Below are 14,113 nucleotides of genomic sequence, written 5' to 3'. Positions count from 1 at the left end.
AATTGGGATAGTATTTATAACCAACTATCTATATTCTTTGATGGTAGAATATAAATTTTAAAAATCTATATTCAGATTTTGTTGAAGTATAAGGGTTAAAAAAATTCCTTAAATTACCTAGTTAAAAATTAATTTTATTACATCTTAAAGGTGGCTTTTCATTAGACACCTTATTTTTTATTTACAATAATTTTATATACTTACTACCAGTATTTATGTAACACATATCTCCTTCTATCCAAATAGAAGCCCATCCATTAAGAACATATCCTACTTCTATAATATCTCCTTCTTTTAATTTGAAATCATATTTACCAAGTTTTCCATTCTTATCTGGTCTTGATTTTCTTACATTAAGTGTAGGAGTTATTACTATTGCTTTTTTGTTGTAATCTCTATTTTTCCATGTATCTTGATTAGATGATGAAGCAACAAGTACTTTTATTATTTAGTAGTATATTAGTAATATTTTTATTCTATATATAAGTAATTATTATATATGGTTTAATAGTCACCTTAAGCCACCTTGCTTATGTGGCTATTTTTTTGTGAAAATAATCTATTTTGAAACTCGATATTTTAGATAACTCAACCATGATATAAAAAATTACAAAATCTTAAGATTACATAGTGTTGTAAAATATTGACAAAAAACTTTTTCAATTAATAAAATATAAGTAAGTATTTAGAAAAGGGAGGACTCTGCTATGACATAAAAACTTATTTTAAAAGATTAAAGTATAAAAAGATATAGGCATTAAGTATAAATACTTATGCTAGTAAAATGTCAAAAAATATAAATAGGGGATTTTATGAAATTGAACAAGTTAAAATTAGGGGCTATATTAGCTCTAACAGTAATAATTGGAATACAAATACCTATAAAATCAAATGCTCTAGAAGTTGTAAATCAGTATGATACAATATTGACTGAAAGTAATACTGAAAAAAATATTCAAGTTGAAATAAGTGAAAAAGTTAGAGATAAAGTATCGCAAGAAGAAATTGATGATTTAATAAATGAAGCAGATGATGGAGATGTGATATTAATACATGATGTCATCTATTCTGAAGAAGATAATGAAATAGATAATAATATGATAAGACCAATGATAGATTCCTTTCGTTATACAAAAACAACTAAGTCAAATGTTAAAACAAATCAGAACCTAGGTAGTAAGTTTGTATGCTCTGTAGCAAAAGGTCAAACTAAAACTATTAATGCTACATATAAAATGTCAGCAACAGTAAAAGGTACCTATGATAACTTTTTAGAAATAACAGGTAAAAGAAGTGTATCTTATACTGTAGAAGATAAGTTTACAGGTCCAAAAGGTTCAAAAAATTCTAGAGAGTATAGAATAAAATTCATAGGAGATAAAGGCAATTACACTCAAAAATTATATGAAATTATAGGACCTAAACAATCTGTAATAAGAACACATAAAGGTACATATACAACTCCAAAGAAAGGACTTATGTATAGTATAGATCGAACAATAAAATAAGATAGTTGGAGGAAAACTTATAAAAATGAAAAGAGAAAATAATATTGATAGATTATTTATATTGGGGATAATAATTATCATATGTTCAATGCCATTAGGATATCTAATAGGATGGGGAATTTTAGGCCAAGGACACAGCATTGAATTATCAACCTTATTATTTGAGTATACATGTAAGTCAATTCAATTAGTAGGTATTGGTGTTATAGGTCTTAGTTATTTTAATATCAAAAATAAGAACTAATTTAATTCTTATTTTTAAAGTTGTAGTAAATATATTAAAGTAAAGGTAATATAAAATAATTTGTGCTTATGATGAAATAAATACTCCTTTATGGCAATGATAAAAATATAAAGTCAATGCCGGAAAGGGTATTTTTTATGAGTACATTAAAGAAAGAATTAATAAAATAAATTATTGCAGATGGATCACTTAGTAATCCAGTTGATATTCAAAATTATCTAAAAGATATGTTTAAAGATGTAATTCAAGAAATGTTAGAACAAGAACTTGCACTTGAACTTGGTTATGAAAAAGGCGATAGCCAAAATAAAAATACTGATAACAGACGAAATGGGAGTAGTAAAAAAACTGTCAAATCACAATTTGGAGATATAGAACTAGATATTCAAAGAGATAGAGATGGAAACTTTGAGCCTCAAGTAATTCCAAAGCATACAAGATATATTTCTGGATTAGAAGAAAAAATTATTTCGCTTTATGCACGAGGAATGTCCACTAGGGATATACATGATCAAATAAAGGATTTATACGGTATTGAAATTTCTGCAGAACATGTAAGCCATATAACTGACCGTGTAATTGAACATGCAAAAATGTGGAAAAATAGACCTCTTGATACAGTATATCCATTTGTATTTATGGATGCTATACACTACAAAGTAAGAGATGAGTCAAAAATTAAAAATAAAGTCGCATATGTGATTTTAGGTGTTAATAAAGATGGATTTAAAGATATTTTAGGCATATGGATAGGTGAAAATGAAACATCAAAGTTTTGGTATAGTGTCATAACGGATCTAAAGAATAGGGGTGTAAAAGATGTTCTAATTTTTAGTGTTGATGGTTTACCAGGTTTTAAATAAGCTATAAGCGCTAGCTATCCGGAGTCAGTTATATAATTCATCAAATAAGAAATACATTCAAATATGTATCCTACAAGGATTCTAAGGAACTTATGAATGATTTTAAATATGTTTATAAGGCTGTAAATGAGTCAGAAGCCTTGGCGGCTTTAGATGTCGTTGAGCAAAAATGGGGGAAAAAGTACCCTACAGCAATAAGAATTTGGAGAGACAATTGGGATGTTATCTCACTATTCTTTAGTTTTCCACAAGATATAACAACGATTATGTATACTACAAATATAATTGAAGGTGTTAATAGACAATTTAGAAAAGTAACAAAAACAAAATCCACTTTCCCATCAGATATATCATTGCTAAAAATGCTTTATTTAGCAAGTCAAAATATAATGAAAAAGTGGACTATGAGATATAGAAATTGGGATAGTATTTATAACCAACTATCTATATTCTTTGATGGTAGAATATAAATTTTAAAAATCTATATTCAGATTTTGTTGAAGTATAAGGGTTAAAAAATTCCTTAAACTTCACTAGATTTAGTTCTAGCACTTTACAATTAAATATCCAAATTATGAATATTTAACAAAGTATTACAAATATTATAAGTAAATCAAATTGCGATAGAGGAGCGAAATTACTCTAAAGCACAAATTAATTTACAACCTCGAAAATTGCTAAGGCGTGGCTTTTTCATAGGGTAAAATATCTAAAAAAATACTTTATTCAACTATCAACTCATGTAGAACAATTTTAGGTACATGATGTGTTTTATCATCATCCATCCAATACTTCACATCATCACCCTCATGAATATCTTCCACAATAACTTCCTGAGCAGGTTTTCCAATTGCAAGAGCTATATGTATTATATAATCATCAGATAAATTTAATACTTCAGCAATTTTTTTTCTATTTAAAGCTCTAATCATACAACCACCAAGATTTTTTTCTACAGCACCCAGCATTATGGCTTGGCTTGCTATTCCCATATCACAAGCTAAAATAGGATCAGTTAAACTTCCTTCTTTTGAAACTACTAAAATAATACCAGTAGGTCTTTCACCTTCTACTGGTCCACTCCAATCTTTCAGATAAGCAGCCCATGCAAGATAAGGATATATTTGTTTTAAAACTTCCTCTTTATATATAGGAATAAATCTTAAATACTGACCATTTTTGCCACAAGGACAAAATCTAGTCAAATCTATTAGTTCTACTAAATCTTTTCTATCTAATTTATAATTTTCATCAAAGACTCTATAACTTCTGCTTCTTTTTACTAAATCTTTTATCACAATATCACTCCCTAATTTATAATATAATAATAGTTTAGCACATACCTATGAAGCAGGCTGAATATATGGTAAAATTATTATCATAAAAGTCATAAAATGACATAATAATGAAATAAATTATTTTAAAAAGTATTTAAAATAAGGAAGGATTAAAATGAAAAAAATATTAGTATTAGCAGAAAAGCCTTCAGTTGGAAGGGACATAGCTAGAGTATTAAATTGTAATAAAGATAAAAATGGATATATAGAAGGAAGTAAATATATAGTAACTTGGGCACTAGGTCACTTAGTAACACTGGCAGATCCAGAGAGTTACGGTGAAAAATACAAGTCGTGGAAAATGGAAGACTTACCAATACTTCCACCCAAATTAAAAACTGTAGTTATCAAGAAAACATCTAAGCAATTTAACACAGTAAAAGCACAATTAAATAGAGAAGATGTGAGAGAAATTGTAATAGCAACAGATGCAGGAAGAGAGGGAGAGCTTGTTGCCAGATGGATACTAGAAAAAGCTCACGTGAAAAAACCTATTAAACGTCTTTGGATTTCATCAAGTACAGATAAAGCAATAAAAGAAGGTTTTGAAAAATTAAGAGATGGTAGACAGTACAATAATTTATATCATTCTGCCATAGCAAGAGCAGAGGCTGACTGGTTTGTGGGAATAAACGGAACTCGTGCACTTACAACAAAATACAACGCACAACTTTCTTGTGGTAGAGTCCAAACACCAACTTTAGGTATGATTTTAAAAAGAGAAGAAGAAATAAGAAAATTTGTACCTAAGGAATACTACTCTATAGAGATTTCTACTAAAAAAGGAAGTTCTAATTTTAAAATGAATTGGGTAGACAAAAACAATAATACAACTTCTTTCAATGAAGAAAAAGTAGAAAATACAGCAAAGAAATTAAATAATAAAGAAATAAAAATAACTGATGTTAAAAAAGTGGATAAGAAAAGATACTCTAAACCTCTTTATGACTTAACAGAATTACAAAGAGATGCAAATAAAATATTTGGTTTCTCAGCAAAGGAAACACTTTCTATTATGCAAAAACTTTATGAACATCACAAAGTTCTTACATATCCAAGAACTGATTCTAGATATTTAACTACTGATATAGTAGAAACTTTAAAAGATAGAGTAAAAGCTGTTAATGTAAGTGATTATTCAAAGGTTTGCACTAAATTATTAAAAACTAATATAAAAGGAAACAAATCATTTGTAGATAATTCAAAGGTAAGTGATCACCACGCAATCATACCAACAGAAGAAAGAGTATTCCTTGGTGATTTAAGTGACAAAGAAAGAAAAATCTATGACTTAGTAGTAAAAAGATTCTTAAGTGTACTTTGCCCTCCTTTTGAATATGTGGAAACAACAATAACTGGAACATGCGAAGGTGAAAACTTTAGAGTAAAAGGAAATAAAGTAGTTAACCTTGGATTTACAGAAGCTTATGGCGATGATGAAGATGAAAAATTAAACACTATTCCAGAGATATTAGTAAATGATGTATTAAAAATAGAAGAAGTAAAAGTTAAAACTGGAAAAACTAATCCACCACCATATTTAAACGAAGCAACCCTACTAACAGAAATGGAGAAAAATAATTTGGGAACAGTTGCCACAAGAGCAGATATAATAGAAAAATTATTTAATTCTTTCTCAGTGGAAAAGAAAAACAACAAAGAGCTACATATAACTTCTAAAGGAAGACAGTTACTAGACTTGGCACCAGAAAAACTAAAAACTCCATCACTAACAGCAGAGTGGGAGAAAAAACTTACTGATATATCAAATGGAAAAGCAAACAAAGATGCTTTTATAGAAGATATAAAATCATACACTAAAGAAATAGTAAAAGAAATAAATAGAAGTGATAGCAAGTTTAAACATGACAATTTAACTAAAAATAAGTGTCCTAACTGTGGTAAATTTATGCTTGAAGTTAATGGTAAAAAAGGAAAAATGCTTGTTTGTGAAGATAGAGAATGTAACACAAGAAAAACAGTATCACAAATAACAAATTCTAGATGTCCAAACTGTCATAAAAAACTAGAACTTAGAGGCGAAGGTGAAAATAAAATATTTGCATGTGCTTGTGGATATAGAGAAAAATTATCTGCATTCAATAAAAGAAAAGCAGAAGAAAAAAGCAAGGGATCTAAAAAAGATATACAAAAATATCTAAAAAATCAAAATAAAAATGAAGAAACTTTCAACAACCCATTTGCAGAAGCTTTAGCAAAATTAAAAAAATAAATTTAATATAAATATAATGGGTAAATAATATTTGGGGAATTTTATAAAAATCTATATAAGATATGAGCAAAAGAGGAATGAGTATGAATAATTTAAGTACAAGGGCCTTGGCAATAATAGAAATATTGAAAAAATTAAATCATCCTGTAAGTAGTTTAGCTTTAAGCGAGGAAGTTGGCTGTTCTACAAAAACTATCCAAAGTGAAATTAAAGATATTAATAAACAATTAAAGGATACAAAAATAGTTTCTATTAGGGGAGTAGGTTACAAACTAGAAGGAAAAATTGATATAAATGAATGTAGCAATAATCATATAGGGAACATAGATAGAATTGAGTTTATAATTAAAACAATGCTTAATTTAAACTTACAAGAAGAAAAAAGTATCAAGTTGGAAGAGTTAGCAGATGCCATGTTTATAAGTGTTTCTTCTGTAAAAAATGATCTAAAAGAAGTAAAAGAAATTTTAAGTAGGTATAATATAAATATTGTATCTAAACATAAACATGGTATAGGTGTAGATGCCAATGAAGAAGAAATTGTAAGGGGTATAATAGATTTATGTTCTAGAAAAGATAATGAATTAGTATTACAAGATTTTTTAAGTGAATATGTTAGCAATAAAGTTTTTAACTTGAAAAATGAAATATTAAAATATTTAAACAATGAAGATTTAATTTTAAGTGATATAGAATTTAAAAATTTATGTAGTACAATTTTTATTAAGCTAAGTCGAAGCAATTACTATAATTATGAAAATTTTATTGAAAGTTATATAAAAAGTTATAAAGTTAAGCGTGAATCCATAATGAATGATAATGTAAATAAAGAAAAGATAACTAAGGCAATTGCTTTATTTTGTAAAAATTTGAAGTTGGCCACAGCCATAGATATTAGTAAAGATGAGTTCTTTATGGAATGTTTATATAATCATATAAATAATTTAATTAAAAAAGATAAGCTGGGAATTTGTAACTATAATGTGGTAAATGATGATGTGAAAATTAAATATCCTTATGCTTATGAACTTGCCAAAATAGCTAAAAAAACAATAGAAAATGAGCTAGGTTTGAAAATTGGTGAAGATGAAGTGTCCAATATTGCTGTTCATGTGGGAGGAGCAGTGGAGAGATACTCAAGTAACAAAAAAAGAAAAGTATTTAAGGTTATTATTGTTTGTGCATCTGGAGCAGGTACTTCCATGCTAATAAATACCAAGTTACAGCAACTATTTAAAGATAGGATAGAAATAGTAAAAATTATTCCGTCTTATTTAATTGACTATATAGATTCCGCAAGTGTGGATTTCTTAATATCAACTATGCCTTTGGAGTATGACAAAATGCCTGTTATTAATGTATCGCCATTTTTAACTGAAAAAGAAATTAAAATAATAGAAAAGTTTATGGATACGGGATATGTTTATGAAGATGTTAATGTGAAAGATTTCTTTGATAGAGATTTATATTTTACAGACTTAGACTTCAAAAACAAAGACGAAGTTTTAAACTTTATGAGTGATGCATTATTAAAAAATGACATAATTGATGAAGAAATGAAAGCATCATATTTTGAAAGAGAGGAAATTGCCACAACAGAAATAGGAAATATGGTGTCAATGCCTCATGGTGCAAAAGGTAATATAAAAGAAAATAAAATAGTTGTGGGTATTTTGAAAGAACCTATAGACTGGGAGTATGGAAAAGTTAGACTTGTCATAATGTTAGCATTAAATAACGAGAAAATACTTGACTATGAACAAGTATTTTCAAGTATTTATAATAAATTAGATACAACATCAAAAGTAGTAAATATTTGTGAAAACAAATCCTATGAAAAGTTCATAAAACTGTTTTAAATATAAAAACAGACAAAGATAAATTTCTCTTTTAATTAAGAGAAATTTTTTGTCTTTTTAGAAAAATCGTTTTCATTTATTATAGTCATAGGATACAAAAGTAATTAATGAGCAAAATAATATACAGGAAAAATTAAGGAGGAGCTAAAGTGATATATACTGTAACATTAAATCCATCTATAGATTATGTTATAAACCTTGAGCATCTAAGCACAGGCAAGGTAAATAGAGTAAATGATGAGCATGTATATCCAGGAGGAAAAGGAATAAATGTTTCAAGAATATTAAAAACCTTAGGACATGATAATGTAGCTACTGGATTTGTAAGTAATTTTACAGGTGACTTTATAATAAACTCTTTAGCTGATTTAAATGTTAAGTCAGACTTTATAAAGCTGGATAATGGATTTACTAGAATAAATGTAAAAATAAAGAGTGATGAAGAAACTGAAATAAATGGTGGAGGACCACATATAAGTGACGAAAAGTTGGGGGAATTATTTGATAAACTAAGTGAACTAAAAGAAGGCGATATTTTAGTTCTTGCTGGAAGTATACCATCAACTTTAAAAGAAGACTTGTATGAAAAAATTATGGAACATGTAAAAGGAAATAATGTAAAGATTGTGGTGGATGCAACTAAAAATTTACTTTTAAATGTATTAAAATATAATCCATTTTTAATAAAACCAAATAATCATGAATTAGAAGAAATTTTCAATGTAAGACTAGAAAATGTGGAAGAGATAGCAGTCTATGGGAGAGAACTTCAGAAAATGGGAGCTAGAAATGTGCTGGTATCTATGGGTAAAGATGGAGCACTCCTTATTACAGAAAATAATGAAGTATTAATAAGTAATGTACCAAAAGGAAGTGTAATTAACTCTGTAGGTGCAGGAGATTCCATGGTGGCAGGGTTTATATCTGGTTATATAAATAGCAATTCTTATGAAGAAGCTTTAAAGCTGGGTGCTGCAAGTGGAAGTGCAACAGCATTTTCATCAGATTTAGCAACAAAAGAATTTATAGATAAATTAATACAAGAAATAGAAGTTGAAAGGAGATAAAAAATGAGAATAATAGATTTAATTAGTAAAGATTCAGTAAAACTTAATTTAGTATCAAAAGATAAATTAAACGTAATAGATGAATTAGTTGACTTAGTTGATAATAGTGGAAATTTAAATGATAGTGATGAATATAAAGAAGCAATACTTGCTCGTGAAGAGCTAAGTACTACTGCTATAGGAGAAGGCGTGGCAATACCCCATGCGAAAAATAAATCAGTAAAAGATGCTTGTTTAGCAGCTGGTATATCTAAGAAAGGTATAGACTACGAGGCCTTTGACGATACTTTGTCTTATTTATTCTTTATGATAGCTGCACCAGATGGAGCCAACGATACTCATCTAGAAGTTTTATCAAGACTATCTACCATATTAATGGATGAAAGCTTTAGAAATGACTTAATAAATGCATCTTCTGTGGATGAATTTTTAAATTTAATAAATGCAAAAGAAAAAGAAAAGTTCCCAGAAGAAGAGGTAAAGGAAGTAGTTGTAGAAGACAAGAAATCTAAATTACCTACAATTCTTGCTGTTACAGCTTGTCCAACAGGAATAGCTCATACTTTTATGGCAGCAGAAAGCTTAAGTCAAAAAGCTGCAAACAAAGGAGTTAGCATAAAAGTTGAAACTAATGGTTCAGCCGGTGTTAAAAATGTATTAACAAAAGAAGAAATTGAAAATGCAACATGTATAATTGTAGCAGCTGATAAGAATGTGGAAATGAATAGATTTAACGGTAAGAAAGTTATAATAACAAAAGTTGCTGATGGTATACATAAAGCAGATGAACTTATAGATAAAGCTGTTAAAGGTGACGCACCAATTTTTCATGGACTAAAAGAAAGTGATACACAAGATTCATCAAATGAAAAAGAAAGCATAGGAAGACAATTTTACAAACATCTAATGAATGGTGTATCTCACATGTTACCATTTGTTGTTGGTGGAGGAATACTTATAGCACTAGCTTTCTTATTTGATGACTACACAATAAACCCAGCAAACTTTGGTATGAATACACCTCTTGCAGCCTTCTTTAAAACAATAGGTGGGCAAGCTTTTGGATTTATGTTGCCAGTTCTTGCAGGATACATTGCAATGAGTATAGCTGATAGACCAGGTCTTGCAGTTGGTTTTGTTGGTGGTATTATAGCAAGTGCAGGATATACTTTTGGAAACCTTATGAACTATGATGCAAAAACTGCTATAAGTGCAGGATTTTTAGGTGCTTTACTTGCAGGTTTTGTTGGTGGATATTTAGTATTATTACTTAAAAAATTATTCTCTTATTTACCAGATGCTTTAGAAGGAATAAAACCAGTTTTATTATTCCCTGTGTTTGGAATACTTTTAATTGGATTAATAATGATAAGTGTAAATCCAATTGTAGGGTCTGTAAATACAGCACTTAACAATTTCTTGGCTTCAATGAGTGGAACTAGTAAAATATTACTTGGAACAATACTTGGAGCAATGATGGCAATAGATATGGGTGGACCTTTCAACAAAGCAGCATATGTATTTGGTACAGCACAACTTACAGTAGTAAATGCAGGGCTAGAACAATTTGCCATAATGGCAGCAGTTATGATAGGTGGTATGGTGCCTCCTCTTGCAATAGCACTAGCTACTACTTTCTTCAAAAATAGATTTAGTGAGAGTGAAAGAAAGTCGGGAATTGTAAACTATGTAATGGGATTATCATTTATAACAGAAGGAGCAATTCCATTTGCAGCAGCAGATCCACTTCATGTTATACCAGCTTGTGTAGTTGGTTCAGGAATAGCAGGAGCATTATCCATGGCATTTGGATGTGGACTTAGAGCTCCTCATGGAGGAATATTTGTACTTCCAACTATAATTAATTTTCCAATGTATCTTGTGGCATTAGTAGTTGGTTCAGTAGTAGGTGCAATCTTACTTGCAATTCTTAAAAAGCCATTAGATAAAGCAAAGTAAGTTTATTATTACAATAAAACTATTTAATAAATATATTATTTAAAATTAAAGTTAAAAAACACCTTTTATAAGGTGTTTTTTACATATAAGGAAATTATATTGCTCTAAAATCTATGGAAAATTCTTGAACCTAAGTAATATCAATAAATATTAAGATGCAAAAAAATAGTTTTTGAGCAGCTGACTTGCCTAAAGTGTTAACGAAGGAATCAGGCAAAGTCAATTTTTTATTTTTAGGCTAATTATTTAGTGCAAAAAATTTACAAATTATTTACTTGATTTAAAATTTAGCTTAATGTAATGTATATGTATATATATTTGTTTTGATTGTATATCATTATGGGTAATTATCTTATAAGAATAAACTACTCAAAGATAAATTATTATAAAACCAATTATTAAAGGAGTGGAAAATATGGGGCAACCAATGTACAAAATAATTGAAGAGTATGTGAAGAATTTAATTGACTCAGGAAAATTAAGTCAAGGGGACTTAATACCCTCTGAAAATCAATTATGTGAAGAATTTAATGTAACTAGAATGACTGTAAGATCAGCTCTGAGTAATTTGGTCAAGGAAGGATATATTACGAGAAGAAGAGGTATAGGTAGTATCGTACTAGGTGGAAATATTTATGATAATATATCTTCGATAAGTGGATTTACAAAAGAAATGAAAAGTAAAAATAAGGAAGTATCTAATATATTAATTGACTTAAAAGTTATTGAAGCAGACGAAGAGTTGGCAAAAAACCTTAATTTAAGCTTGGGAGAAAATGTATGGGAAATATGTAGAGTTAGATTGGCAGACAAAAAGAAGGTATCTTATATGGTCACATATATGCCAGTAAAGCTTTTTCCAAACTTAACAAAGAAAGATTGTGAAGATTCATTATATAAATATATAGAAGAAGATTGTGGTTATAAAATAGCTATTGCAGAAAGAGAAGTTGAAGCCATAATATCGACAAAAGAACTGGAAGAACAATTAGACTTGAATAAGAAAGAGCCAATTTTATATATAAAACAGGTGAGTAGATTTGACAATAGTGAGGTATTTGAATATTCTCATACTTACCATTATGGATATACTTTAACTTTAAGTGCTGTTACAAAACAATAAAAAAAATAAAAAATAAAAACTTTATAATAAAAATGAAAATGTTTTCTTGAAATGTCTATACATTCGTTATATAATTAAATTAATAGAACGAATGTATAGACATTTTGTTTATTTATATATTCTATTAAGCACTATAAATAAAAGATTGAATATACAAATCTAAATTACAAAAAATTTTAATAAAGATTAATATTTTATGGAGGGATTATAAAATGATAAAAATAATGTTAGCTTGTTCAGCAGGTATGTCAACAAGTTTGTTAGTAACAAAAATGGAAGCAGCAGCAAAAGGTTCAGGTATTGAAGCAAAAATATGGGCAATATCTGAAGCAAATATTGATAAAGAGGTTCAAGATGCAGATGTGATTTTACTTGGACCACAAGTAAGATTTATGTTAAACAAGGCTACAGAAATAGCTAAATCTTATAATGTTCCAGTTGAAGTAATAAACATGATGCATTACGGAACATGTAATGGAAAAGCTGTATTAGACAGAGCAATAGAATTAATAAACTCAAAATAAAAATTATAATTAGGGGGTAAAAGTTATGGAAAAATTTATGGCTTTTATGGAGCGTTATTTAGTTCCTGTTGCAGCAAAGTTTGGAGCACAAAGGCACTTAGTAGCAATAAGAGATGGTTTTGTTGGAATTATATCAATAGCAATGATAGGAGCATTTGGAAACCTTGCTAAAAACTTGCCTTTTGAACCTTATCAAAAATTTATAACAGGTACTACGATAGGGGGACATATAGGAGCTGTAGGTGGAAACCTATGGTGGGGATCTATAGCACTGATGTCTTTATTCTTAGCAGTGTCAGTTGCATATTCTCTTGCAAAATCTTATGATGGAAATGGTTTGCAAGCAGGTATGATATCGTTATGTTCATTCCTAATATTAAGTCCACAAACAGCATTAATAGTACCAGAAGGTGCAACTGAAGCAATAGTTGGATGGGGGTTCATTCCTTGGACTTATGTTTCTACAAATGGATTATTTACAGCTATGATAGTTGCCTTAGTAACTACTGAAATATATATTAAATTATCAAATGTATCTTGGTTAACTATTAAAATGCCAGATAGTGTACCACCAGCAGTTTCAAGATCATTCGCAAAATTATTACCAAGTTTAATTGCAATGACTATAATGGCAATAATCGGAGTTTTAATATCTACTCTTTCAGACGGTAAATTTATAAATGATTTATTACAAACTTATTTATCTAAGCCTTTAACAGGTGTTGCAGATTCTCTAGGTGGAGCAATATTCGTTGCAATATTTGTTCACGTATTATGGATATTTGGTTTACATGGCGCAAACATAGCATTACCAGTTGTTGAACCTATATTAATGGACCTTGGTGGAAAAAATGCTGAGTTACTAGCAGCAGGTGCTACTGAAGGATACCATGTATTTGCAGGAGCATTCTTAGATGCCTTTGTTTATCTAGGTGGATCAGGAATGATAATAGGGTTAGTAATTGCATTATTCTTAGCAGGAAAACATCGTAAAGATATGATAGCTTTAGGAACAGCACCAGCATGTTTCAATATAAATGAGCCAATGATATTTGGAATGCCAATAGTGCTAAACCCAATGTATATGATACCTTTCGTATTAGCACCAATTGTATGTACAGTAGTAGCATATTTAGCAATTTCTTCGGGAATGGTACCACCAGTAATAATGGCTAAAATACCATGGATAACTCCACCAATATTTAGTGCTGTAATGGCTACTGGAAGTTTAAAAGGTGGAATATTAGCACTAGTTAATATAGTATTATCTGTTCTTATTTATTTACCATTTGTTATGGCAGATAAGAGATCACTAAATAAAAAGATGCAAGAAAATGTATAGTTAAAGAATAATTTAAATAAGTAAAATATAAATTGAAAAATCTGTAAGATATCT

Annotated in this window: 10 protein-coding genes and 1 pseudogene; 10 read left to right on the top strand and 1 reads right to left on the bottom strand. The window is 28.9% G+C overall.

The features are described 5' to 3' along the window. Positions 1-812 precede the first annotated feature (812 nt). The 3 genes and pseudogenes from QX51_RS03980 (at position 813) to QX51_RS20540 (ending at position 3,085) form a co-directional block, all read left to right on the top strand. On the top strand, positions 813-1,508 hold the full coding sequence (locus tag QX51_RS03980; RefSeq protein ID WP_039678620.1) for a hypothetical protein: 696 nt from the start codon (positions 813-815) through the stop codon (positions 1,506-1,508). 25 nt (positions 1,509-1,533) lie between these two features. Further along, on the top strand, positions 1,534-1,752 hold the full coding sequence (locus QX51_RS03975; protein ID WP_039678619.1) for a hypothetical protein: 219 nt from the start codon (positions 1,534-1,536) through the stop codon (positions 1,750-1,752). Between the two features lie 170 nt (positions 1,753-1,922). Continuing rightward, a pseudogene (locus QX51_RS20540) lies at positions 1,923-3,085 on the top strand (IS256 family transposase). Positions 3,086-3,337: 252 nt separating this feature from the next. Here QX51_RS20540 and QX51_RS03965 read toward each other — a convergent pair. Beyond that, positions 3,338-3,913, bottom strand: a complete 576-nt coding sequence (locus tag QX51_RS03965; RefSeq protein ID WP_039678618.1) for a nitroreductase family protein — start codon at positions 3,911-3,913, stop codon at positions 3,338-3,340. A gap of 154 nt (positions 3,914-4,067) precedes the next feature. On the opposite strand from QX51_RS03965, the gene QX51_RS03960 reads away from it, so the two are divergent. From QX51_RS03960 to QX51_RS03930, 7 genes are all read left to right on the top strand, one after another. Continuing rightward, positions 4,068-6,185 (top strand): DNA topoisomerase III, encoded by a 2,118-nt coding sequence (locus tag QX51_RS03960; protein WP_039678617.1) that lies wholly within the window; start codon positions 4,068-4,070, stop codon positions 6,183-6,185. An 83-nt stretch (positions 6,186-6,268) separates the two neighbouring features. Continuing rightward, positions 6,269-8,044, top strand: a complete 1,776-nt coding sequence (locus QX51_RS03955; protein WP_079764881.1) for a BglG family transcription antiterminator — start codon at positions 6,269-6,271, stop codon at positions 8,042-8,044. 149 nt (positions 8,045-8,193) lie between these two features. Then, positions 8,194-9,111, top strand: coding sequence for a 1-phosphofructokinase (gene pfkB, locus QX51_RS03950; RefSeq protein ID WP_039678616.1), 918 nt, complete (start codon positions 8,194-8,196; stop codon positions 9,109-9,111). 3 nt (positions 9,112-9,114) lie between these two features. Then, positions 9,115-11,070 (top strand): PTS fructose transporter subunit IIABC, encoded by a 1,956-nt coding sequence (locus QX51_RS03945; RefSeq protein ID WP_039678615.1) that lies wholly within the window; start codon positions 9,115-9,117, stop codon positions 11,068-11,070. 415 nt (positions 11,071-11,485) lie between these two features. Continuing rightward, positions 11,486-12,193 carry a GntR family transcriptional regulator gene (locus QX51_RS03940; protein ID WP_039678614.1) on the top strand — a complete coding sequence of 236 codons (708 nt, stop codon included), beginning with the start codon at positions 11,486-11,488 and terminating at the stop codon, positions 12,191-12,193. Positions 12,194-12,405: 212 nt separating this feature from the next. After that, positions 12,406-12,717, top strand: coding sequence for a PTS sugar transporter subunit IIB (locus tag QX51_RS03935; RefSeq protein ID WP_139045110.1), 312 nt, complete (start codon positions 12,406-12,408; stop codon positions 12,715-12,717). Between the two features lie 25 nt (positions 12,718-12,742). Then, on the top strand, positions 12,743-14,059 hold the full coding sequence (locus QX51_RS03930; protein ID WP_039678613.1) for a PTS sugar transporter subunit IIC: 1,317 nt from the start codon (positions 12,743-12,745) through the stop codon (positions 14,057-14,059). The last annotated feature ends 54 nt before the right edge of the window (positions 14,060-14,113 follow it).

It is taken from the genome of Terrisporobacter othiniensis (assembly GCF_000808015.1).
GTDB classification, from domain to species: Bacteria; Bacillota; Clostridia; order Peptostreptococcales; family Peptostreptococcaceae; genus Terrisporobacter; species Terrisporobacter muris.
The sequence above is the reverse complement of the archived record's forward strand: the minus strand, read 5'-3'. Positions and strand labels throughout refer to the sequence as shown.